The sequence below is a fragment of the Haemophilus parainfluenzae genome (assembly GCF_014931375.1).
In the GTDB taxonomy this organism is placed as follows: Bacteria; Pseudomonadota; Gammaproteobacteria; order Enterobacterales; family Pasteurellaceae; genus Haemophilus_D.
Map to the genome: position 1 here is coordinate 364438 of NZ_CP063117.1, position 23552 is coordinate 387989.

At 39.6% G+C, this 23552-nt stretch carries 31 protein-coding genes and 1 pseudogene; 17 read left to right on the top strand and 15 right to left on the bottom strand.

From position 1 onward, the window contains the following. Window positions 1-2 precede the first annotated feature (2 nt). The 13 genes and pseudogenes from INP95_RS01720 to INP95_RS01775 all read left to right on the top strand — a co-directional run bounded on the left by INP95_RS01720 (window position 3) and on the right by INP95_RS01775 (window position 9682). On the top strand, window positions 3-2003 hold the full coding sequence (locus INP95_RS01720) for an OPT family oligopeptide transporter (protein WP_197560783.1): 2001 nt from the start codon (window positions 3-5) through the stop codon (window positions 2001-2003). Window positions 2004-2053: 50 nt separating this feature from the next. Further along, window positions 2054-2458, top strand: a complete 405-nt coding sequence (locus tag INP95_RS01725; RefSeq protein ID WP_049376015.1) for an HI_0559 family membrane protein — start codon at window positions 2054-2056, stop codon at window positions 2456-2458. Between the two features lie 9 nt (window positions 2459-2467). Continuing rightward, a complete protein-coding gene (gene cysQ, locus INP95_RS01730; protein WP_197560784.1) occupies window positions 2468-3274 on the top strand; it encodes a 3'(2'),5'-bisphosphate nucleotidase CysQ in 807 nt (268 codons plus the stop codon). A 72-nt stretch (window positions 3275-3346) separates the two neighbouring features. Beyond that, a complete protein-coding gene (gene zwf, locus INP95_RS01735; RefSeq protein WP_111327782.1) occupies window positions 3347-4828 on the top strand; it encodes a glucose-6-phosphate dehydrogenase in 1482 nt (493 codons plus the stop codon). A 61-nt stretch (window positions 4829-4889) separates the two neighbouring features. Further along, window positions 4890-5588: a 6-phosphogluconolactonase gene (gene pgl / locus INP95_RS01740; RefSeq protein WP_197560785.1), complete on the top strand. Its 699-nt coding sequence runs from the start codon at window positions 4890-4892 to the stop codon at window positions 5586-5588. A 33-nt stretch (window positions 5589-5621) separates the two neighbouring features. Continuing rightward, entirely contained in the window at window positions 5622-6014 is a 393-nt protein-coding gene (locus INP95_RS01745) for a GNAT family N-acetyltransferase (RefSeq protein ID WP_049373071.1), read from the top strand. A 26-nt stretch (window positions 6015-6040) separates the two neighbouring features. Continuing rightward, window positions 6041-6457, top strand: coding sequence for a hypothetical protein (locus INP95_RS01750; RefSeq protein ID WP_232086146.1), 417 nt, complete (start codon window positions 6041-6043; stop codon window positions 6455-6457). 32 nt (window positions 6458-6489) lie between these two features. After that, window positions 6490-6822 carry an avidin-fold protein gene (locus INP95_RS01755; RefSeq protein ID WP_197544995.1) on the top strand — a complete coding sequence of 111 codons (333 nt, stop codon included), beginning with the start codon at window positions 6490-6492 and terminating at the stop codon, window positions 6820-6822. 16 nt (window positions 6823-6838) lie between these two features. Next, window positions 6839-6995: pseudogene (locus tag INP95_RS09825) on the top strand (GNAT family N-acetyltransferase); the annotation flags it as partial. A 24-nt stretch (window positions 6996-7019) separates the two neighbouring features. After that, window positions 7020-7409 (top strand): hypothetical protein, encoded by a 390-nt coding sequence (locus INP95_RS01760; RefSeq protein ID WP_197560786.1) that lies wholly within the window; start codon window positions 7020-7022, stop codon window positions 7407-7409. Window positions 7410-7494: 85 nt separating this feature from the next. After that, the gene (gene gnd / locus INP95_RS01765; RefSeq protein WP_197560787.1) at window positions 7495-8949 is read left to right on the top strand and encodes a decarboxylating NADP(+)-dependent phosphogluconate dehydrogenase; all 1455 of its coding nucleotides are present in this window, start codon (window positions 7495-7497) and stop codon (window positions 8947-8949) included. Between the two features lie 79 nt (window positions 8950-9028). Then, on the top strand, window positions 9029-9349 hold the full coding sequence (locus INP95_RS01770) for a DUF4298 domain-containing protein (RefSeq protein WP_070712503.1): 321 nt from the start codon (window positions 9029-9031) through the stop codon (window positions 9347-9349). A gap of 129 nt (window positions 9350-9478) precedes the next feature. Further along, a complete protein-coding gene (locus tag INP95_RS01775) occupies window positions 9479-9682 on the top strand; it encodes a YMGG-like glycine zipper-containing protein (RefSeq protein WP_049373078.1) in 204 nt (67 codons plus the stop codon). 43 nt (window positions 9683-9725) lie between these two features. On the opposite strand, the gene srmB is transcribed toward INP95_RS01775, so the two are convergent. Next, window positions 9726-11054, bottom strand: coding sequence for an ATP-dependent RNA helicase SrmB (gene srmB / locus INP95_RS01780; protein ID WP_049373080.1), 1329 nt, complete (start codon window positions 11052-11054; stop codon window positions 9726-9728). Between the two features lie 70 nt (window positions 11055-11124). Here srmB and INP95_RS01785 point away from each other — a divergent pair, with 70 nt between their 5' ends. Further along, complete coding sequence (locus INP95_RS01785) at window positions 11125-11823, top strand: tRNA1(Val) (adenine(37)-N6)-methyltransferase (RefSeq protein ID WP_197560788.1); 699 nt, start codon at window positions 11125-11127, stop codon at window positions 11821-11823. Between the two features lie 202 nt (window positions 11824-12025). After that, entirely contained in the window at window positions 12026-12175 is a 150-nt protein-coding gene (locus INP95_RS01790; RefSeq protein ID WP_197560789.1) for a hypothetical protein, read from the top strand. An 83-nt stretch (window positions 12176-12258) separates the two neighbouring features. Here the strand turns inward: INP95_RS01790 and pnuC are convergent, their stop codons facing one another. Then, window positions 12259-12936 carry a nicotinamide riboside transporter PnuC gene (gene pnuC / locus INP95_RS01795; RefSeq protein ID WP_197560790.1) on the bottom strand — a complete coding sequence of 226 codons (678 nt, stop codon included), beginning with the start codon at window positions 12934-12936 and terminating at the stop codon, window positions 12259-12261. A gap of 199 nt (window positions 12937-13135) precedes the next feature. Between pnuC and rapA the strand changes: the two genes are divergently transcribed. Together rapA and rluA are read left to right on the top strand one after the other, a co-directional pair. Beyond that, the gene (rapA, locus tag INP95_RS01800; protein ID WP_197561024.1) at window positions 13136-15898 is read left to right on the top strand and encodes an RNA polymerase-associated protein RapA; all 2763 of its coding nucleotides are present in this window, start codon (window positions 13136-13138) and stop codon (window positions 15896-15898) included. Window position 15899: 1 nt separating this feature from the next. Continuing rightward, complete coding sequence (gene rluA / locus INP95_RS01805; protein ID WP_049373088.1) at window positions 15900-16559, top strand: bifunctional tRNA pseudouridine(32) synthase/23S rRNA pseudouridine(746) synthase RluA; 660 nt, start codon at window positions 15900-15902, stop codon at window positions 16557-16559. A 58-nt stretch (window positions 16560-16617) separates the two neighbouring features. On the opposite strand, the gene rplQ is transcribed toward rluA, so the two are convergent. From rplQ to rpsH, 13 genes are all read right to left on the bottom strand, one after another. Beyond that, window positions 16618-17001 (bottom strand): 50S ribosomal protein L17, encoded by a 384-nt coding sequence (gene rplQ / locus INP95_RS01810; RefSeq protein WP_005695104.1) that lies wholly within the window; start codon window positions 16999-17001, stop codon window positions 16618-16620. Window positions 17002-17041: 40 nt separating this feature from the next. Then, window positions 17042-18031: a DNA-directed RNA polymerase subunit alpha gene (locus INP95_RS01815; protein WP_197560791.1), complete on the bottom strand. Its 990-nt coding sequence runs from the start codon at window positions 18029-18031 to the stop codon at window positions 17042-17044. A gap of 31 nt (window positions 18032-18062) precedes the next feature. After that, the gene (gene rpsD / locus INP95_RS01820) at window positions 18063-18683 is read right to left on the bottom strand and encodes a 30S ribosomal protein S4 (protein WP_005625866.1); all 621 of its coding nucleotides are present in this window, start codon (window positions 18681-18683) and stop codon (window positions 18063-18065) included. Window positions 18684-18712: 29 nt separating this feature from the next. Continuing rightward, a complete protein-coding gene (gene rpsK, locus INP95_RS01825) occupies window positions 18713-19102 on the bottom strand; it encodes a 30S ribosomal protein S11 (protein WP_005543603.1) in 390 nt (129 codons plus the stop codon). 16 nt (window positions 19103-19118) lie between these two features. Further along, window positions 19119-19475, bottom strand: coding sequence for a 30S ribosomal protein S13 (gene rpsM, locus INP95_RS01830; protein ID WP_005548758.1), 357 nt, complete (start codon window positions 19473-19475; stop codon window positions 19119-19121). Between the two features lie 141 nt (window positions 19476-19616). Then, a complete protein-coding gene (rpmJ, locus tag INP95_RS01835) occupies window positions 19617-19730 on the bottom strand; it encodes a 50S ribosomal protein L36 (protein ID WP_005625868.1) in 114 nt (37 codons plus the stop codon). A 28-nt stretch (window positions 19731-19758) separates the two neighbouring features. Beyond that, window positions 19759-21084, bottom strand: a complete 1326-nt coding sequence (secY, locus tag INP95_RS01840) for a preprotein translocase subunit SecY (RefSeq protein ID WP_005695101.1) — start codon at window positions 21082-21084, stop codon at window positions 19759-19761. A 7-nt stretch (window positions 21085-21091) separates the two neighbouring features. Continuing rightward, on the bottom strand, window positions 21092-21526 hold the full coding sequence (gene rplO, locus INP95_RS01845) for a 50S ribosomal protein L15 (protein ID WP_005695100.1): 435 nt from the start codon (window positions 21524-21526) through the stop codon (window positions 21092-21094). Window positions 21527-21530: 4 nt separating this feature from the next. Next, complete coding sequence (gene rpmD / locus INP95_RS01850; protein WP_005543631.1) at window positions 21531-21710, bottom strand: 50S ribosomal protein L30; 180 nt, start codon at window positions 21708-21710, stop codon at window positions 21531-21533. Window positions 21711-21716: 6 nt separating this feature from the next. Next, the gene (gene rpsE / locus INP95_RS01855) at window positions 21717-22217 is read right to left on the bottom strand and encodes a 30S ribosomal protein S5 (protein ID WP_005695098.1); all 501 of its coding nucleotides are present in this window, start codon (window positions 22215-22217) and stop codon (window positions 21717-21719) included. Window positions 22218-22231: 14 nt separating this feature from the next. Continuing rightward, window positions 22232-22585, bottom strand: coding sequence for a 50S ribosomal protein L18 (gene rplR, locus INP95_RS01860; protein WP_005695097.1), 354 nt, complete (start codon window positions 22583-22585; stop codon window positions 22232-22234). A 13-nt stretch (window positions 22586-22598) separates the two neighbouring features. Continuing rightward, entirely contained in the window at window positions 22599-23132 is a 534-nt protein-coding gene (gene rplF, locus INP95_RS01865; RefSeq protein ID WP_005698881.1) for a 50S ribosomal protein L6, read from the bottom strand. Window positions 23133-23147: 15 nt separating this feature from the next. Then, entirely contained in the window at window positions 23148-23540 is a 393-nt protein-coding gene (gene rpsH / locus INP95_RS01870) for a 30S ribosomal protein S8 (protein ID WP_005625877.1), read from the bottom strand. Window positions 23541-23552: the final 12 nt, after the last annotated feature.

A 23552-nucleotide genomic window follows, 5' to 3' on the forward strand; every position in this document is an offset into this window, starting at 1 on the left:
CTATGTCTCATAATAATTTAAAAGAATTGACCTTCCGAGGGATGTTCCTTGGGGCGTTAATTACAGTGATCTTCACTGCATCTAACGTTTATTTGGGTCTTAAAGTGGGGATGACGTTTGCGTCCTCCATTCCTGCTGCCGTTATCTCTATGGCTGTTTTAAAATTCTTCAAGGATTCCAGTATTTTAGAAAATAATATGGTACAAACCCAAGCTTCATCAGCAGGGACGTTATCTTCTGTTATTTTCGTGCTTCCTGGTCTATTAATGATGGGTTACTGGCAAGAATTCCCATTCTGGCAAACAGTGCTTATTTGTGCCGCTGGTGGTACCCTAGGCGTACTATTTACTATTCCATTACGTCGTGCAATGGTGGTGAATAGTGACTTACCTTACCCTGAAGGTGTGGCAGCGGCTGAAATCTTAAAAGCGGGTAATAATGACGAAAGCGACAGTGGTGTAAAAGATATTGCTTACGGCGGTATTTTTGCAGGAACCGTTGCATTCTTAACCAACGCATTACGTGTCATGTCTGATAGCGCGAGCGCATGGTTCTCTAACGGCAAAGCGATTTTCCAATTACCAATGGGCTTCTCTCTTGCCTTAGTGGGTGCCGGTTATTTAATTGGTATCGTGGGCGGTCTTGCCATGTTATTCGGTACATTCCTTGCTTGGGGTGTAGCGGTACCTTATTTCACCGCAACAGGTGATATGCCAACTGATGCCTCTATTGTTAGTTATGCCATGGCTGAATGGAAAACCAAAGTTCGCTTTATTGGTGTGGGTACTATCGGTATTGCAGCAATTTGGACATTATTAATCCTTCTCAAACCAATGATTGAGGGGATGATTCATTCTTTCCGTATGTTAAAAGGTTCCCAAGAGGAATCAGAACATCGTATTGATATCGACTTATCACCAAAAACCATCATTTACATTTTATTGGCGACTGTCGTGTTAATCGTGATTTCCTTATATCACTTTGTGGCAGCAGCGCCTATTTCTGCTGAACTTGCCGTATTATTAGTGGTGGTTTGTACGCTGCTTGCGGTGTTAATTGGTTTCTTTGTTGCTGCCGCATCGGGTTATATGGCTGGACTTGTGGGCTCATCTTCTAGCCCTATTTCTGGTATCGGTATCATTTCTGTTATCGTGATTTCACTTGTTTTGGTGACTATCGGTAAAAGCAGTGGTTTATTTGAAACAACGGACGGTCAAAAATTCTTAACCGCATTGACCTTATTCACGGCATCTATCGTTTTAACCACTGCAACCATTTCAAACGATAACTTACAAGACTTAAAAACCGGTCTTTTAGTGGAAGCAACTCCTTGGAGACAACAGGTTGCATTGATTATCGGTTGTTTCGTTGGTGCATTAGTCATTGCACCGGTATTAGAAATTCTATACCACGCTTATGGTTTCACTGGCGCATTACCACGTAATGACATGGATCCTGCACAAGCGCTTTCAGCACCACAAGCAACCCTTATGACTACCATTTCACAAGGTATTTTCACCAACCATTTAGAATGGACTTACATTTTAACTGGTGTAGGTTTAGGTATTGTGTTGATTATTGTGGATGCATTCATGCGTAAAACCAGTGACAGCCGCTTTGCCTTGCCGGTATTAGCGGTGGGGATTGGTATCTACCTTCCACCATCAATCAATATGCCGGTTGTAGTCGGTGCAGTAATGGCATGGTTTATCACCCGTCACATTAAAAACTATGCAAAACGCACTAACGATACCGAAGTGGAGAAAAAAGCAGAACGTTTCGGCACACTTTTCGCTGCGGGTTTAATTGTGGGTGAAAGCTTGATGGGCGTAATCTTAGCCTTCATTATTGCGGCGTCTGTTACATCAGGTGGTTCTGAAGATCCATTAGCCTTAGGATTAGAAAATTGGGATAATATTGGCGAATTACTTGGTCTTGTCGTATTTATCTTTGGTATCTTTATTTTCGTTTCTCGTGTATTACGTGCGAAGAAATCGAAATAATGGATTAAAATAGGCTGTCCTCGGATAGCCTATTTTTCTAGGAGCTTAAGGTGTCAACGCAATCCCCTTATCTAAAAGCAATTATCATCTTCCCATTGGTTACACAGATAATAGGTAGCATTATTGCTTATGTCGCTTTCGGAATGGACTACTGCAAAGAAGGTAACTTCGATGCCGCATTATTTGGTTTCTTTCTAACATTCTGGCCACTCACCGTGCCAGCAATAATCAACGCTTACTTTGCTAAATACCGCGGCTATCTACGTCATCAGTGGAATAAAATTCTCATTTTTTCATTCATCATTCTTTTTTGTTATTGGAGTATCGGCAATCTTCTCATCGCACAAAATACCCAATATCTGACTGACCGTGTATTATTCGTCTTAGAGGGTTCTGTTATCCTGGCAATCTATACGACAGTCTTCCTCTCCTTGTTATTACCGAAATCAAAGTAGGAAATAAACATGCAATTATCTCAATCTCTTCTCGATCAAGTCCTCACGCTCGCTAATGAAGCGGGAAAACATTTAGCTCGTTTTTACCAACAGGACGTGACAATACAAACTAAATCGGATAACACCCCTGTCACGGAAGCCGATTTATTTGTCAGCCAATTTCTAATCGAAAAACTGACCGCACTTTTCCCTGACATTCCTGTTATTTCAGAGGAAAACTGCAATATCCCCTTTGAACAACGCCAAACTTGGCACACTTATTGGCTAATCGATCCCCTTGATGGCACGCAGCAATTTATTGATCGCACCGATCAATTCTCCGTATTGATTACACTCGTGCAAGACCACCAACCTGTGCTAGGCGTGATTCACTTCCCTATTTTGAATATCACCTATTACGCCATGAAAGGTTTTGGGGCATTCAAACAAAGTAACAAAGAGATAACACGCTTACAGCCAAGAAACATAGATCTCACCAAACCGTTAAAAATCGCCGTAGGCGCCACCACCTCACAAGAAAAAGTGCGGTCAATTTTAGCGAAGAATTTGTCATGTGAATTTACTGTGGTGGGTTCGAGTAGTTTGAAAAGTGGTTTGGTTGCAGAAGGAATTGTTGATTGCTATGTTCGCCTCGGTAAAACCGGTGAATGGGACACGGCTGGCGCTGAAATTTTATTAGCTGAAATCAATGGAATGATTTTCGATCCGCAGTATCAGCCGCTCACCTATAATCAGCGTGAAAGTTTAATTAATCCACCCTTTGTGATGGTGGCAGATAATACACAAAATTGGGCATCTGTCTTTCAATTTAATTGATTGGTTCGATTGGTAAAGTGCAGTAATATATTGCATTATTTAAAAATACTACTCGGAACAATAAGGAATAATATGCAAACTAATAATAACTGTATCGTGATTTTTGGTGCTTCCGGTGATTTGACTCACCGTAAACTCATTCCAGCACTTTATAATCTCTTTAAATTTGGTCGTTTAAACAAATTTTCTGTATTAGGTGTCGCGCGTTCAGAATTAAACGATGAGACTTTCCGTGAAAAAATGCGTGAAGCGTTACTTGAAACAGAAGAAACCACACCTGAAACGCTAGACGCTTTTTGTAGTCATCTCTATTACCAAGCGGTAAACACATCTGATGCGGCCGATTACGGAAAATTAGTCCCACGTTTAAAAGAATTACATACTAAATATCAAACGAATGGCAACACCCTTTACTATATGTCTACGCCACCAAGCTTATATGGTGTGATTCCAGAATGCCTTGCAGCTCATGGTTTAAACACAGAAGAAGACGGTTGGAAACGGATTATTGTCGAAAAACCTTTTGGTTATGATGAAAAAACCGCACAAGAACTCGACGTCAAAATTCATCGTTTCTTTGAAGAACATCAAATCTATCGTATCGACCATTATCTTGGTAAAGAAACCGTACAAAACTTACTTGTTTTACGCTTCTCAAATGGTTTATTCGAACCGCTTTGGAACCGTAATTACATTGATTATGTCGAAATTACGGGAGCCGAAGCCATTGGTGTAGAAGAACGTGGTGGCTATTATGATGGTTCCGGTGCAATGCGTGACATGTTCCAAAACCACTTATTACAAGTTTTAGCCATGGTTGCCATGGAACCACCTGCTATCATTAATGCGAACTCAATGCGTGATGAAGTGGCCAAAGTCATGCACTCTTTACGTCCATTAACGCAAGATGACGTTGAGCATAATTTAGTGCTAGGTCAATACATCGCAGCAGAAATTGATGGCAAAGAAGTCAAAGGTTATTTACAAGAAAAAGGCGTGCCGTCTAACTCTCGCACTGAAACCTTTATGGCTTTACGTTGCGAAATCGAAAACTGGCGTTGGGCGGGCGTACCTTTCTATGTACGTACAGGTAAACGCTTACCAGCACGTGTGACGGAAATTGTGATTCACTTTAAAACCACACCACATCCAGTATTCAGTCAAAATGCGCCTGAGAATAAATTGATCATCCGTATTCAACCTGATGAAGCCATTTCAATGCGCTTCGGTTTGAAAAAACCAGGGGCAGGCTTTGAAGCCAAAGAAGTCTCAATGGATTTCCGTTATGCTGATTTAGCCGATGACCAAGTCCTGACGGCTTATGAGCGCTTATTGCTCGATGCGATGAAAGGTGATGCAACACTCTTCGCTCGTACTGATGCCGTTCATGCTGCATGGAAATTCGTTCAACCAATTTTAGACTACAAAGAAGCGGGCGGCCGAGTTCATGAATATGAAGCGGGAACTTGGGGACCTGTTGCGGCGGAAAAACTTATCGCAAAAAGTGGTCGTGTATGGCGTAAACCAAGCGGCAAAATGAAGAAAAAGGTTTAATTATTAATATCTCGCCTTCTTCAATAGGAGAAGGCTTATCACCGAATAGAGAGAAGCGAACATGAACACCATTACTTTCCCAACAGCTCAGCATGCTGTTGAAAAGATTGCCGAAGAATTTGTGATTTATAGCCAATTAAATCACCCTGTGCATATTTCTCTTTCTGGCGGTTCAACGCCTAAGCTGTTATTCAAAACCTTAGCCCAAACGCCTTATGCGGAACAAATTAACTGGAAAAATCTGCATTTTTGGTGGGGTGATGATCGCATGGTTCCACCAACCGATTCAGAAAGCAACTACGGTGAAGTGCAAAAACGCTTATTCGATCATATTCAAATTCCAACGGAAAACATCCACAGAATTCGTGGAGAAAATGAACCGCACTTTGAACTAAAACGCTTCGAAGAAGAATTAAGTGCGGTCATTCCAAACGGTATTTTTGATTGGATCATTCTAGGTATGGGAACTGACGGTCATACCGCTTCTCTTTTCCCACATCAAACCAATTTTGATGATGAAAACCTTGCTGTTATTGCAAAACACCCTGAAAGCGGTCAAATCCGCATTTCTAAAACAGCCAAACTGATTGAACAAGCCAAACGCATTACCTATTTGGTCACTGGCGAAAGCAAAGCGGATATTTTAAAAGAAATCCAAACGACTCCTGCAGAAAATCTGCCTTACCCTGCTGCCAAAATTCAGGCGAAAAACGGCGTGACGGAATGGTATTTGGATAAAGCGGCGGCTAAATTGCTATAACAAGTTGAGTATCAAATATCATAGGTTTGCAAAATGATAGACTACAAAGTGAATGAACCAATTTCAGTTAAACAATTTATTGAATTGCTAAATAAGACAACGCTTGGGGCGCGCCGTCCATTAGAGGATGAAAAGCGTGTCGCGGCAATGTTACACCATGCAGATTTATTAGTGACCGCTTGGGATGGTGAACGATTAGTGGGTGTGGCACGTTCCGTGACAGATTTTGCCTACTGCTGTTATTTATCTGATTTAGCGGTTGATGAACAATATCAAAAACAAGGTATCGGCTTGCAGTTAATTGAACACACTAAACAAGCCTTACATCCACAAGCCAAAATTGTGCTTTTATCCGCTCCACAAGCAGTGGATTATTATCCGCATATTGGATTTACTCAACATATGAGTGCATGGACGAAGAGTTAATTTATTAGAATGATATGGTGACAAAAATGAAAAAACTGTTTGTACTACTTACTTCAACTTTGTTATTTGCTTGTTCATCTGGTCCATCTTTAGATCAGTTAGCGGCACAAATGCCAAAAGATAATCGCTCAGTAATGCTTCAAGTTCCGGAAGCAGGAAACCCAGTTTCAAATGGAATGCTAGTAGCAACGATTAGAACCGCAGGTGGTACTTCAGGAAAACGACTCGTATCTCTTTTAGCTACAGATAATTTACACATTGGAATTGCAGGAAACAGTCAATCTGTGAATAAAGCAGTTGCTATGTATGGACTAAATAATGCAGAAAAGGTCGGCAAGGATGTATCTTTATACCTTGTTGGAGATAGTCAAAGTGATAAAACAGATCTAGAAAAAGCCGCAAAAGCGAAAAATGTAGAAATGCATTACATTATGCAAAAATAAGATATAGATACATCAGATGCAGAGTGACTTTAATGTTGAATTTAGATAATAAAAAATTTATTGCTGTTGAAAACACCGAAAATGGTGAGGTGAGTAGCCAAACAGAATTTCATTACCATCAACAAGGTAAAATGATTTGGGCCGAATATTGTGGTGGTGAAATTTTAAAAGGCTTTTTAATTGGGAAGTGGATTAACGATACTCAAATTGAATTTACGTATCAACATTTAAATCAATCTCTAGAAAATCGTTTGGGGCGTTGCTGTACAACATTTTCTTTAGAAGAAAGCAAACTCATCGGTCATGAAAAATGGCAGTGGCTAGACACGTTAGAGCAAGGCAGCTCTTTAATTAAAGAAATTTAAAAGAAGTTTTTCTATAGAATATCTGAAACAAGGTATCATCTTGCAATTGATTGAACACACTAAACAAGTCTTACATCCACAAGCTAAAATTGTGCTTTTATCTGCTACGTAAGCTGTAGATTATTATCCGCATTAGATTTATGCAACATATGAGTGCGTGGGCAAAGAGTTAATTTAATTGTATAAGGGAAACCTTGATGTCTACAACACAGATTGAAAATGCGAAAAAAATTATTGATGATAATTATGAAGAAAATCCTAATAGTTTTTTACACGACTTTTGTCACAATTCTTTTTTTAGCAGAGAAAAATTCGAAGAATATTTAGATGCTATCGGCTATCTGATTGCTGTTGATTATCAAAGATATAAATTTGATAGAGTAAAGTTAGTTCAGATAAATGATATACAAGCTCAAATTCTAATTTATCTTGGATATCATAAAGATCCTTCAGATGTTATTTTTATTGAAAACTTACCTGAATATATAAATGAAGGAATTATTACTCCTTTACGGGAAAGAACAAATAGCTATAACTCAGGATTTTTTAATAGAGATGTTTTTGATTATATTATAAAAAATAAATAATTTATATTTTAGAGTGGGATTTGTCCCACTATTAACCATTTCCAAAATCACGGTGGGCATCCCCACACTACAACAGGAGAAAACAATGTCAGTAAAAGGCGACATCGGTGTTATCGGCTTAGCCGTAATGGGGCAAAACCTCATTTTAAATATGAACGATCATGGCTTTAAAGTCGTAGCATATAACCGCACCACTTCAAAAGTGGATGAATTTCTACAAGGTGCAGCAAAAGGCACGAATATTATCGGCGCATACTCTTTAGAAGATTTAGCTTCTAAATTAGAAAAACCACGTAAAGTGATGTTAATGGTGCGTGCGGGTGATGTAGTGGACCAATTCATTGAGGCATTACTGCCACATTTAGAAGAAGGTGACATCATTATTGATGGTGGTAACTCAAACTATCCTGATACTAACCGTCGTGTAAAAGCATTGGCTGAAAAAGGCATTCGCTTTATCGGCTCGGGTGTTTCTGGTGGTGAAGAAGGCGCTCGTCATGGGCCATCTATTATGCCTGGTGGTAACCACGAAGCATGGCCATATGTTAAGCCAATCTTCCAAGCAATCTCTGCTAAAACAGAACAAGGTGAACCTTGCTGTGACTGGGTTGGTGGAGAAGGTGCTGGCCACTTTGTAAAAATGGTTCACAATGGTATCGAATATGGCGATATGCAATTAATCTGTGAAGCTTACCAATTCTTAAAAGAAGGTTTAGGCTTAAGCTATGAAGAAATGCAAGCTATCTTCGCAGAATGGAAAAAAACTGAACTTGATAGCTATTTAATTGATATCACTACCGATATTCTTGGTTATAAAGATGCTGATGGTGAACCATTAGTTGAAAAAATCTTAGATACAGCTGGCCAAAAAGGGACTGGTAAATGGACAGGTATCAATGCATTAGATTTTGGTATTCCATTAACCTTAATCACTGAATCTGTCTTTGCTCGTTGCGTATCTTCATTTAAAGATCAACGTGTTGCCGCTAATCAATTATTCGGCAAAACAATTCAACCTGTTGAAGGCGATAAAAAAGTTTGGATTGAGGCGGTGCGTAAAGCCTTATTGGCGTCTAAAATTATTTCTTATGCACAAGGCTTTATGCTGATTCGTGAAGCCTCTGAACAATTTGACTGGAACATCAACTACGGCGCAACGGCATTATTATGGCGTGAAGGTTGTATTATCCGTAGCCGTTTCTTAGGCAACATTCGGGATGCATATGAAGCAAATCCAGATTTAATCTTCTTGGGTTCAGATAGCTACTTCAAAGGCATTTTAGAAAACGCATTAAGCGACTGGCGTAAAGTGGTGGCAAAATCTATCGAAGTGGGCATTCCAATGCCATGTATGGCATCTGCGATTACGTTCTTAGATGGCTACACATCAGCACGCTTACCAGCAAACTTATTGCAAGCACAACGTGACTACTTCGGTGCTCACACTTATGAACGTACTGATAAACCACGTGGTGAATTCTTCCACACCAACTGGACAGGTCGCGGTGGCAACACAGCATCTACCACTTATGATGTGTAAGTCTAAAAACTCATGATAAACTCACCGCACTTTGTTCGAATAAAGTGCGGTTTATTTTTACCTTATTTTGGAGAAACCTATGTTACCTCAATCACGCTTAGATAAAATTTCAGAAATGGAAAACCTTCTCAATGAAGCGGAGAGTTTCTTAGCTGACGCGGAACAATTTCTTGAAAAATGGCAAGCTTTCTTACCAAAAATGAAAACCTTAGAACACTATTATTTTGATGGTGACTGGCGAGACGATTATCAAGCTTATGAGGACGGTAAAATCCCAGAGGATATGCCTTGTGGTGTATTAAGTGAAGATTTAGTATTTAATGCGAGTACAGGACACCATGGATTGGCGATTGAATATTTGAAAGTGGTTGCGAAAGTATTAGATCAAGCTAAAGATTAACATTCAATATATTCAATTGTTCAAAAAAACATCGAAAAACGCATATTTTTGAACTTTCATTCATCTCCGTTTGTCTTATGGAGTACTATCAATATGGATAGTTTTATATGTTAAACACGGAGAGATCCTATGAAATTAATTGGAAAATCACTTGTTATCGCGATGACTATTATTTCCCTTGCTGCATGTGGAAATATGAACCGTACACAAAAAAATACAACAGCTGGCGCAGCTATTGGTGGTGCAGCAGGCTATATGCTTGGTGGTAATACCGCGACCACATTAGGTGGTGCCGCATTAGGTGGCGTAATCGGTAGCCAAGTCAATAAATAGTCAAAAAAATAACCGCACTTAATAAGTGGCGGTTATTTTTTTATTATTTCTCATCTGTTTTTTCTGTGCTTGGTTTACGGCGTTTACCAATATTTTTCGTATCTTTATGACGTAATTTGGCTTTCTTCTTCACCTCTGATTTTTTCTTTTCTTCACGTTTTTCTTTAATACGCGCCTTTTGCTTTTTAGACATGGATTTTACTTCACCATCTTTTGGTGGTTTAGTGCGAGGTTCTAAGCCTTCTAAAATCCGTGCTTTCAAAAGCTCTTCCGTATAACGTTTTATTTTACCGAGCAATTTATAATCATGGGCTTCAACAAAAGAAACAGCTGTGCCCTTTTTCCCTGCACGAGCCGTACGACCAATACGATGTAAATAGGTATCTGCACTGTAAGGTAAATCGAAGTTCATGACATGTGTCACATCATCAATATCAATCCCACGAGCAGCGACATCAGTAGCCACTAACACAGTAACAACACCTGATTTTAATTTATCAATGGCATTATTACGTTGTGTTTGCGCCATATCGCCTTCTAAATAAGTAGAACGAATACCGCGTTTACGCAAAGTCTCAGAAAGCTCACGCACATCTTCTCTACGACGCACAAACACAATGCCGCGACTCACGTTCTCGGTTTCGATAAAACGCGCAAGCAACTTGATTTTATGTTCATTGCTGTCGGCATGATAATACCATTGGTTGATTTTCTTGCGCTCACGACGACTTGGTTCTGCATCGATTTTTACCGGATCATTTAATAAACGATCTGCAAAATCGACTAATAACTCCCCTTCTAATGTGGCAGAGAAAAGAAGGGTTTGTTTACGCCAACGCGTTTCAGCGGCAATTTTCTCCGCATCTTGGCCAAAGCCCATTTGCAACATGCGATCTGCTTCATCAAAAATCAATATTTCTACCGCACGACAATCAAAGTTTTCTTCTTTGATGTATTGCAACAAACGCCCCGGTGTTGCCACCACGATATCTTGATTTGAATTAAACACTTCCCCATGATTTTGATACGCCACACCGCCAGTAATGGTTGCAATCTTCAAATGTGTGAATTGTGTCAACTCTTCCGCTTGCTCTGCAACCTGCATCGCTAACTCACGGGTTGGCGTTAAAATTAAAATACGAGGTGCCCCTGGTTTACGACGTGGATAATCCAATAAATGCTGAATCGCGGGCAATAAAAATGCAGCAGTTTTGCCTGTACCTGTTGGTGCAGAACCGAGCACATCACGTTCTTCCATGGCTGCCGGAATCGCTTCTAATTGGATTGCGGTCGGGCGGGTGTAGCCTTTCTTTTCTAAGGCTTTTAATAATTCGGGGGAAAGATCGAATTCTTCAAATGGGGATAAATTCATTATTTTGCATTAATTTGTTAAAATTGGGGCTGATTATACCTGAAAGTGCGGTCATTTTCCGCAAGATTTTATGAGCAGCTTTACCTTTAAACAATTCCATATTAATCAACAACATTGTGCAATGAAAGTCGGCACAGATGGCATTTTACTGGGTGCTTGGGCGGATGTGTCTGATTGTCAGCGGATTCTTGATATGGGAACTGGCACAGGCTTGGTTGCACTAATGCTCGCCCAACGAAGTCATGAGCATTGCCAAATTGAAGCCGTTGAACTTGATCCCCTTGCAGCACAACAAGCACAAGAAAACTTCAAGGCTTCGCCATGGCACAATCGTCTTCATTTAACACGCCAAGACGTGCAAACTTATTGCCAACAAACAGCGCATCAATTTGATTTAATTGTGGCGAATCCGCCTTATTTTGCACAAGGCGTTGAATGTAAAAATGATGAGCGTGCTCTTGCCCGTTATGTTCAACAAAGTCATTTAGATTGGTTAAATTGGGCGTCGAGTTGTTTATCCGAAAAAGGGAAGATCAGTTTTGTCTTGCCTTATGAGGCGGGGAAAACATTGATAAATTCAACCGCACTTTATTGCATTAAGCAGACTGATGTCATTACAAAAATAGGGAAAACTCCACAACGGATGTTGCTAACCTTTAGCAAAGAAGCCTTACCACAAATGAAAGAGAGGTTAATTATTTATGATGAGAATAATCGATATACAGTTGCATTTGTCACTTTAACTAAAGATTTTTACTTAAATTTTTAATATAAAATGAATTGAATACTACTTTATAAAACCGAGCACTAAAGCTCAAACAAGAGCTTAACTCTTTAAAAACTATTTAAAACTGTTACAATCAACAGGGAACTAGGTTGAAAAACAAATTATTGGTTAATTACAATAATATTATTTTTCAATTTTCTTGCATCACGCGTGCAAATTTATTATTTTAAATCAAGGAGGGTATATGAAATCAATAATTGGTATTTTATGGGCAATTGCACCACTCTATGCTGCATATCATGACTTTCAGAATGGGAATTGGATTCTAGCATTAGCCGATTACATCTTTTTCCCACTAGGGCTTATTAGAAGTATCATGTTTTTATTTGGTTAATATAAAGAAGTTTTTATTTTATTAAATCATCCCAAAAGGCAAGCTTTTTAGCTTGCCTTTTTTATGAATAATGTTGTCCTACCTCAATCTAATTTTACTAATTTCGTCCAGTTGTAATAACCATACAATGAGTTAAGTAAGTAAGCACTATACATTAAATACATCGCTGGCTGCCCTTGCCAAAGCAAAATGGAAAGCACATTTAAGACAATCCATAATAACCATTGCTCACGATAACGCAAAATCATCAATAATTGCGCCGCTACAGTGATAATTGTGGTTAAACCATCTAGCGTTGTAGAACTCCCACCCGCTGCTTTTAAAGCCTGTACAAAACAAAGAGTACCAATTCCAACACTCACAAGCAAAATTGCCCAACCTTTCGGTGTTAAGGCTTTGGCTATCACACTTTCACCACCATTATCGTTTTGCATGTTTTGTTTCCACATGAAATACCCGATAAATTGTGATGGAATATAGACATAGAGCGCCGTATTCATTTCACCAAGAAAATTGCTTCCCCAGGAGACATAAAAATACGTGTAAGCAAAAATAAGCCCAAAGAAATAGTTACTAATTTTTCCTTTACTCACAAATACTACACAGAGAATACCTGCAATCCCCGAAATCATGCCTAATGCGCTATCCGGCATAAGAACATAAGCAATAATTTGTGCTGCAAGGAAAATAACTACCCATGCCACTTCAAAAGGCTTCCAACCTGATAAAAATTCTTCTTTAAGTCGTTCTGTCCAATTCATGGAACACTCCTGTTTTATGAAAAAGTACGTCATTTTTACACCGCACTTTTTTAAAGTAAAGCTTAGGTGACATTTAATTTAATTATTGTGAGAAAAATCACACTTTATTTTTCATGCTTTTACTCGCCTGTACCTTGCATTCCCTTATAATCAGACTACAATATCGCCCCATTTTAAGAGATTCATTAAGAGGAAGATGATGTCATTTGCAATCGGTCAACGTTGGATTAGTGAAACAGAAAATAGCCTCGGATTAGGGATGATTACCGCCTTAGATTTCCGCTCGGTTACCCTTCACTTTCCTGCCACAGATGAAACCCGAATTTATGCGGTGGCACAAGCGCCATTAACCCGAATTGTGTTGAATAAAGGAGAACAACTTCATCACCAAGCAGGTTGGCAAGGTGAAGTCCTTGATATTCAAGAAATGAATGGTCTCTTATTTTATTTAGTCAAAAATGCACAAGGCGAAGACGTTATCGTCAATGAAAAAGAACTTTCTCCGATAATTTCTTTTAGCCAAGCGAAAGATCGCCTCTTTTCATCACAGATTGATCGTAGTGAACATTTTGCGTTGCGTTATCAAACCCTTCTGCATCAACAAGCTCAATTTCAATCGCCTTTGCGTGGCTTACGAGGCAATCGTGCGGGTTTAATTCCTCATCAACTTCATATTGCGCAAGAGGTAGGTAATCGTATCAATCCTCGCGTGCTCTTAGCGGATGAAGTGGGGTTAGGTAAAACCATTGAAGCAGGCATGATTTTGCAAAACCAGCTTTTTGCTGAAAAAGTACAACGTGTGTTAATTATTGTACCGGAAACCTTGCAGCATCAATGGCTTGTCGAAATGCTTCGTCGTTTTAATTTACATTTTTCATTATTTGATGAAGAACGTTGTGAAGATTTTGCCGAACAAGCGATCAATCCATTTAGTACTGAAAGCTTAATTATTTGTGCACTAGATTGGTTGAAATCTCACCCTCATCGCGTACAACAAGCCATTGAAGCTGAATTTGACTGTTTAATTGTCGATGAAGCACATCATTTAGCTTGGTCTGAAAATGCGCCGAGTACCGCTTATTTATTGGTGGAACAATTAGCCAACGCTATTCCGTCTGTTTTATTACTCACTGCAACGCCTGAACAACTGGGTTTGGAAAGCCATTTTGCACGCTTACGCTTGCTTGATCCTGAGCGTTTTTATGATTACCAAGCGTTCTTGAAGGAACAGGAAAATTATCAACCTGTGGCCGATGCGGTGCAATCTTTACTCTCAGAGAAGCCACTAATTGCGGTCGAAAAAAATCATATTTCTGATTTACTCAATGAGCGGGATGTCGAACCATTATTCAAAGCTTTAGCCTGTCATAATGATGAGGAGAAGCAAGCTGCGAGACAAGAGCTCATTCAAAATCTCATCGATCGACATGGCACAAGCCGTATTTTATTTCGCAATACACGCCAAGGTGTAAAAGGTTTTCCACATCGGTTTTATCACCAAGTAACGATTGATGCGACTGAGACTGATGAAAAAATTCATTGGTTAATTGATTTCCTAAAATCACACCGAAATGAAAAAATCTTAGTCATTTGCAAAACTGCACAAACGGCAATTCAACTTGAGCAAATTTTACGAGAAAAAGAAGCCATTCGTAGTGCTATTTTCCATGAAAGAATGTCAATCATTGAACGAGATCGTGCTGCCGCTTATTTTTCCGATAGCGAAAATGGTGCTCAAGTTTTACTGAGTTCTAGCATTGGTTCTGAAGGCAGAAATTTCCAATTTGCTTGTCATCTCGTACTCTTCGATTTACCGGAGAATCCTGACTTACTTGAGCAATGTATCGGTCGTTTAGATCGTATTGGGCAAACACGAGACGTGCAAATTTATGTCCCTTGCCTAGCAGGTTCTGCACAACAAGATTTAGCCCGTTGGTATCATGAGGGCTTAAATGCCTTTGAACAAACTTGCCCTATTGGTATGGCATTGTTTGAACAATATGAAACTTTATTAAAAGTGCGGTCAGAAAATAAAGCAGATTTTGAGCAACTCATTCTCCAAACGCAAAAACAAGCAAAAGCATTGCGTTTAGCCTTAGAGAAAGGCCGTGATCGTTTGTTAGAATTAAATTCTAATGGTGGCGAAAAGGCACAACGACTTGCGGCAGAAATCGCTCAAACTGATAATTCACCACAATTAGTCGATTTTGCACTGAATTTATTTGATATTATTGGCGTAGAACAAGATGATTTAGGTGAAAACAGCATTGTTATCACACCAACGGGCACCATGCTTGTTCCCGATTTTCCAGGACTAAAAGAAGAAGGTGTTACAGTAACCTTTGACCGACAACTTGCTCTTGCGCGTGAAGAATTAGAATTTCTTACCTGGGATCACCCAATGATACGCCAAGGCATTGATTTAATCGCTTCTGGTGACATCGGCAAAGCAGCAATGGCATTATTAGTTAATAAACAGCTGCCCGCAGGCACGCTGTTGGTTGAATTAATTTATATGATTGAAAGCCAATCACCAAAAGGTTTGCAACTGAATCGTTTTCTTCCGCCTACACCTGTTCGCTTATTGCTGGATAGCAAAGGAAACGATCTCGCCGGACAAGTTAATTTTGATACATTGCAAAATAAACTTAAGCCGCTAGGTAAAGATATTGCGAATAAAATGGTTAAAATGGCTCGTCTAAATATTGAGCAATTAATTAAACTAGGCGATCACAAAATAACTGAAATTGCACAATCTCAAATTCGAGAAGCCAGTAGATTAGCAGATCAAACATTGAGTACTGAAATCAATCGACTTATAGCCTTGAAAGCAGTAAATAAAAATATTCGCCAGGCGGAAATTGATGTATTAGAAAAACAACGTTTAGTTTCTTTGGAAGAGTTAAGTAAAGCAAGCTGGCGATTAGATAGCCTTCGGGTAATAGTGACAAACAAGGAATAATATGGCACTTATTGAATACCATCCCCCTTTAGAACCTTATTTAGATATCATCTACCAAGATAATCATATCTGCGTGGTAAATAAACCAAGCGGTTTACTTTCTGTTCCTGGCAATCAACCAGAATACTACGATAGTGCAATGAGTCGAGTGAAAGAGAAGTTTGGATTTTGTGAACCTGCACATCGTCTAGATATGGCCACAAGCGGGATTATTCTGTTTGCATTAAGTAAAGCGGCAGATAAAGAGTTGAAACGTCAATTCCGTGAACGTGAACCAAAGAAATATTATCAAGCGTTAGTCTGGGGACACTTAGAACAAGATAGTGGGGAAATTAATCTTCCAATGATTTGCGATTGGGAAAATCGCCCGCGTCAACGCATTGATTTTGTATTTGGCAAAAGAGCGGTCACTTTTTATGAAGTTTTAGAACGATTACCGACTAACTGTACTCGAGTTAAACTGACTCCAATTACAGGACGCTCACACCAACTACGTTTGCATACACTTGCACTTGGACATCCCATTTTAGGTGACAAGTTTTATTCTCACCCACAAGCTAAATCGATGTCACCTCGCTTATGCTTACATGCAGAAGAACTTACGATTACGCACCCTATCACTGGTGAAAAAATGACATTCAGAGCTGAAGCTGAATTTTAGGAAAACAAGACATAAAAAAGGCTCACATCAGTGAGCCTTTTTATTTTATAACAAATTATTATTCCGCTGCTGCTTCTGCAACTTCTGGACGATCAACTAACTCAATGTATGCCATTGGAGCGTTGTCACCTGCACGGAAACCACATTTTAAGATACGGGTGTAACCACCTGCACGTTGAGCAAAACGTGGACCTAATTCATTGAATAATTTCGCAACAGTTTCAATGTTACGAGTACGAGCGAATGCTAAACGACGGTTTGCAACGCTATCTTCTTTTGCTAATGTAATTAACGGTTCAACTACACGACGTAATTCTTTAGCTTTTGGTAAAGTTGTCTTGATGATTTCATGACTAACTAAAGCACTTGCTAAGTTACGGAACATCGCTTGGCGATGGCTGCTATTACGGTTTAGTTGACGACCACTCTTACGATGGCGCATGATCTTATCCTTCTCAGAAAAATCTTAACCTATGACCAAACTAGTCTTCAGCAATACTTGCTGGTGGCCAATTCTCAAGGCGCATACCAAGTGACAAGCCACGTGAAGCGAGAACGTCTTTAATTTCAGTAAGAGATTTCTTACCAAGATTAGGCGTTTTTAATAACTCAACTTCTGTACGTTGTACTAAGTCACCGATATAGTGAATTGTTTCTGCTTTCAAACAGTTAGCAGAACGAACTGTCAACTCTAAGTCATCAACAGGACGTAATAAAATCGGATCAAATTCCGGTTTTTCTTCCTTGACTTCAGGTTGACGAACATCACGCAAATCAACGAATGCATCGAGTTGCTCTGCTAAAATTGTTGCTGCACGACGAATTGCTTCTTCCGGATCAATAGTCCCGTTAGTTTCTAACTCGATAACTAGTTTATCTAAGTCAGTACGTTGTTCAACACGTGCTGCTTCAACATTGTAAGCAATACGGTCAACCGGGCTATAACAAGCGTCTACTAATAAACGACCAATTGGACGATCTTCATTTTGTGAATGAGTACGAGCAGATGCAGGTACATAACCTCTACCACGTTGAACACGAATACGCATATTAATAGATGCATTTTCGTCTGTTAAGTGACAGATTACATGTGATGAATTAACAATCTCAACATCACCATCGTGGGTGATATCTGCTGCAACAACAGGGCCAATTCCAGATTTATTTAATGTCAGAATAACATCATCTTTATTCTGTACTTTAACCGCTAGACCTTTAAGGTTTAAAAGAACTTCAAGAATATCTTCCTGAACACCTTCTTTACTACTATATTCGTGCAGTACGCCATCAATTTCTACTTCAGTTACAGCACAACCTGGCATTGAAGACAGAAGGATACGACGTAATGCATTCCCTAGAGTATGACCAAAGCCACGCTCTAACGGTTCTAAGATCACCTTAGCATGAGTAGAGCTAATTTGCTCGATATCTACTAAGCATGGCTTTAAAAATTCTGTAACAGAACCCTGCATTTTATCCTCTCTTTGCTTTTAAGCTTAACTATTATTTAGAGTAAAGCTCAACGATCAGATGTTCGTTAATGTCTGCTGATAAATCAGAACGTTCAGGAACACGTTTGAACACACCTTCCATTTTTGCAGAATCAACTTCTAACCAAGTTGGTTTTTCTCTTTGTTCTGCTAATTCTAATGATGCTTTAATACGTGCTTGTTTTTTAGATTTCTCACGAACAGCAACAACATCATTTACAGAAACTTGGAAAGATGGGATATTTACAACACGACCATTTACGACAATCGCTTTGTGGCTCACTAATTGACGAGCTTCTGCGCGAGTTGCAGCAAATCCCATGCGATAAACAACGTTATCCAATCTACCTTCTAATAATACTAGTAAGTTTTCACCAGTATTACCTTTTAAACGGTTTGCTTCTTTATAGTAGTTACGGAATTGACGTTCTAAAATACCATAGATACGACGAACTTTTTGTTTTTCACGTAATTGACTACCATAGTCAGACAAACGCGGTTTACGAGCACCGTGTTGACCTGGTGCTGTATCAATTTTACATTTTGAATCAATCGCACGCACACCTGATTTAAGGAATAAATCAGTGCCTTCACGACGGCTGAGCTTGAGTTTAGGGCCCAAATATCTTGCCATTTTCTTTCTCCAACTATCCTATTACGCCATTAAACACGACGTTTTTTCGGTGGACGACAACCGTTATGAGGAATCGGAGTCACATCAGTGATGTTCGTGATACGGAAACCCGCTGCATTTAACGCACGGATTGTTGATTCACGACCCGGACCCGGACCTTTAACCATAACTTCCAAGTTCTTTAAGCCGAATTCTTTAACGATTTCAGCACAACGTTCTGCAGCAACTTGTGCAGCGAACGGGGTAGATTTACGAGAACCACGGAAACCTGAACCACCTGCTGTAGCCCAAGCTAAAGCATTACCTTGACGGTCAGTAATGGTAACGATTGTATTATTGAAAGATGCGTGAATATGTGCTACGCCATCTACAACTTGTTTTTTTACACGTTTACGTGCACGAACTGGTGTTTTAGCCATTCTTTATTTACCCCGACTATTTTTTGATCGGCTTACGTGGACCCTTACGGGTACGCGCATTAGTTTTAGTACGTTGACCACGTACCGGTAAACTACGACGATGACGTAAACCACGGTAACAACCTAAGTCTAAAAGACGTTTGATGTTTAGTGTTACTTCACGACGTAAGTCACCTTCAACGGTAAATTTACCAACTTCGTCACGCAGTTTGTCAATCTGCTCTTCAGACAATTCGCTGATCTTAACATCTTCAGCAATACCCGCTGCAGCACAAATGCTTTTAGAACGAGTTTTACCGATACCGTAAATTGCAGTTAAAGCGATTACAGCGTGTTTGTGATCAGGAATGTTAATGCCTGCAATACGGGCCACTATGCACTCCTATTATTTTAACTAATTTGGTATTCTGATCTTGAAAAGCCCGTTTTCAGGATACTCAAACAGAATACCAAGGACATAAATGAGTTGAGTAGTATAACTACTCAACCGGTTCTTTGCAAGAAGAAATGTTAATTAACCTTGACGTTGTTTGTGTTTAGGGTCGCTGCATAATACGCGAACAACACCTTCACGTTTAACAATTTTACAGTTACGACACATCTTCTTAACGGAAGCACGAACTTTCATTGCTTATCCTTTTTACTTAAATGAACAATTATTGTCCAAAACCTTTAAGGTTTGCTTTTTTTAACGCAGATTCATATTGAGACGACATTAAGTGACTCTGAACTTGCACGATAAAATCCATAATTACAACAACAACGATTAATAAGGAAGTACCACCGAAGTAGAATTTAACATCCCATGCTGATGTCATAATATAAGGGACTAAACATACGAACGTTACATAAAGACCGCCAATTAATGTTAAGCGAGTCATTACTTTATCAATGTAACGAGATGTTTGTTCACCTGGTCTAATTCCTGGGATAAATGCACCAGATTTTTTTAGATTATCTGCTGTATCACGTGGATTATATTGCATTGCAGTGTAGAAGAAACTGAAGAAAATAATCGCTACCGCATAAACAAGAAGATATAAAGGTTGTCCAGGATTCAACAACATTGATAAGTCATTTAACCACTCAAACTTATCATTCTGACCAAACCATTGTGTCAATGTAGCAGGGAATAAAATAATGCTTGAAGCAAAAATTGCTGGCATTACGTTTGCCATATTAACTTTTAATGGTAAGTGAGTTGAATGACCACCTAAAATTTGACGCCCTTGTTGACGCTTAGCATATTCAACACGAATTCTACGTTGTCCACGCTCTACGAAGACAACAAAGTAAGTTACTGCAAAAACAATAGCAGCGATTAGTAGAAGAACTAAAGGATGCATTTGTCCTTGACGAGCTTGCTCAACTGTTTCGATGATTGCATGTGGCAATCCTGCAACAATACCACCAAAAACAAGAATTGAGATACCGTTACCAATACCTCTTTCAGTAATTTGCTCACCTAACCACATTAAGAACATGGTTCCGGTAACAAGACTCACTACTGCAGTGAAGTAAAAAGTAAAACCGATATTTGGCACTAATTGTGGCAACATATTCGGTAAACCGGTAGAAATTGCGATAGCTTGGATAGTAGCAAAAACCACCGTTGCATAACGAGTATACTTGGTGATTTTTCTTTGTCCTGCAGCGCCTTCTTTTTTCAATTCTGCTAAAGCAGGTGAAACCGTAGCAAGCAATTGCATTACGATAGATGCCGAGATATACGGCATGATACCTAATGCTAAAATTGATGCTCGGCTCAATGCACCACCAGAGAACATGTTTAACATATCAATGATGGTGCCTTTTTGTTGTTCAACTAATTGAGCTAGCACGGCGGCATCAATACCAGGAAGCGGAATAAAAGAACCAATACGATAAACGATAAGTGCACCTAATACAAAAAGCAATCTGCTTTTTAGTTCACCAGTACCACTATTAGTACTTCTGCTTTGATAACCTGGTTGTTTAGCCATTTGCTAATTATTCCTCAACTGAACCGCCAGCAGCTTCGATTGCTGCTTTTGCACCTTTAGTTACACGTAAACCACGTACAGTAACTGCAGATTTCACTTCACCAGCTAAGATAACTTTAGCGAATTGAATATCTTTAGTTAAAATGTTTGCAGCTTTTAATGCTTCTAAAGTGACAACATTTCCTTCAACTTTTGTTAATTCGTTTAAACGAACTTCAGCAGTTACCGCTGATTTCATTGAAGTGAAACCAAATTTTGGTAAACGACGGTATAATGGCATTTGGCCACCCTCGAAACCACGACGAACACCGCCGCCAGTACGAGATTTTTGACCTTTATGACCACGACCACCAGTTTTTCCTAAACCTGAACCAATACCACGACCAAGGCGTTTTGCGCTGTGCTTAGCACCTTCAGCCGGAGATAGAGTATTTAAACGCATTCTCTTACTCCTCCACTTTAACCATGTATGAAACTTGGTTAATCATACCACGTACTGCCGGAGTATCGATTAACTCAACAGTATGGTGCATATGGCGAAGACCAAGACCACGCAAGGTAGCTTTGTGCTTCGGTAAACGAGCAATTGAGCTACGAACTTGAGTTACTTTAATAGTTTTAGCCATTATCAATTACCCCAAAATTTCATCAACGGTTTTGCCACGTTTAGCAGCAACCATTTCTGGTGATTTCATATTTGCTAATGCATCAATAGTTGCACGAACAACGTTGATTGGGTTGGTTGAACCATACGCTTTAGAAAGAACGTTACGTACACCAGCAACTTCTAACACTGAACGCATTGCACCACCTGCGATGATACCTGTACCTTCGCTAGCTGGTTGCATAAATACGCGAGAACCAGTGTGAACACCTTTAACTGGGTGTTGTAATGTACCTTCATTTAAAGCGACATTAATCATATTGCGACGTGCTTTTTCCATCGCTTTTTGGATCGCTGCCGGAACTTCGCGAGCTTTACCATAACCAAAACCTACGCGACCGTTACCATCGCCTACTACTGTTAAAGCAGTAAAGCTCATAATACGACCACCTTTTACAGTTTTTGATACACGGTTTACTGCGATTAGCTTCTCTTGCAGTTCACCAGCTTGTTTTTCGATGTTTGACATCTCAATTTACCTCATTAGAACTGTAGACCAGCTTCACGTGCAGCGTCCGCTAAAGTTTGGACACGACCATGATATTTAAAACCGGAACGGTCAAAAGCAACGTCTTTAACGCCTTTTGCTAATGCGCGCTCAGCAACAAGTTTACCTACTACTGCTGCGGCATCTTTATTACCGGTATATTTAACTTGCTCACGAATTGCTTTTTCAACAGTTGAAGCAGCGGCAAGCACTTCTGAACCGTTTGGTGCAATAACTTGTGCGTAGATATGACGCGGAGTACGGTGAATAACTAGACGAGTTACACCTTGCTCTCTCATCATATGACGTGCACGAGCTGCACGACGGATACGAGCTGATTTCTTATCCATAGTGTTACCTTAATTATTTCTTCTTAGCCTCTTTCATACGTACTACTTCATCAGAGTAACGTACACCTTTACCTTTATAAGGTTCAGGACGGCGATAAGCACGAATATCTGCTGCAACTTGACCAATTAACTGCTTGTCAGCACCTTTTAAAACGATTTCCGTTTGTGAAGGGCATTCAGCAGTAATACCTGCTGGTAAAGTGTGCTCCACAGGGTGAGAGAAACCTAAGCTTAATGCAACTACGTTGCCTTTAACTTGAGCTCTGTAACCAACACCCACTAGTTGTAATTTCTTAGTGAAGCCTTCAGTAACACCGATAACCATTGCATTAACTAATGCACGAGCTGTACCCGATTGAGCATTCGCTTCAACAAAACCTTCACGTGGAGTGAAAGTAAATTGACCATTATCTTGTTTAACTTCAACTGAGTGATGAATTGTGCGAGATAACTCGCCATTTTTTCCTTTTACTGTTAATAGCTGACCGTCGAGTTTAACTTCAACGCCGGCAGGAATATTAACAGGTGCCTTTGCAACACGAGACATTTTCCTACCCCTCTATTAAGCTACGTAACAGATGATCTCACCGCCTAAGCCCGCTTGACGAGCTGCACGGTCAGTCATAACACCTTTAGATGTAGAAATTACAGCAACACCTAAACCACCCATAACTTTTGGTAATTCGTCTTTACGTTTGTAAATACGAAGACCAGGACGGCTTACACGTTGGATGCTTTCTACAACCGGTTTGCCTTGGAAATATTTTAAAGTAATTTCCAATTCAGGTTTTGCACCTTCTAAAACTTTAACGCTTTCGATATAACCTTCAGCAGCTAATACGTTGGCAATTGCCACTTTTAGCTTGGAAGAAGGCATATTGATTGCAACTTTGTTCGCAGCTTGACCGTTACGAATACGGGTCAACATATCTGCGATTGGATCTTGCATACTCATTGTACTTTTTCT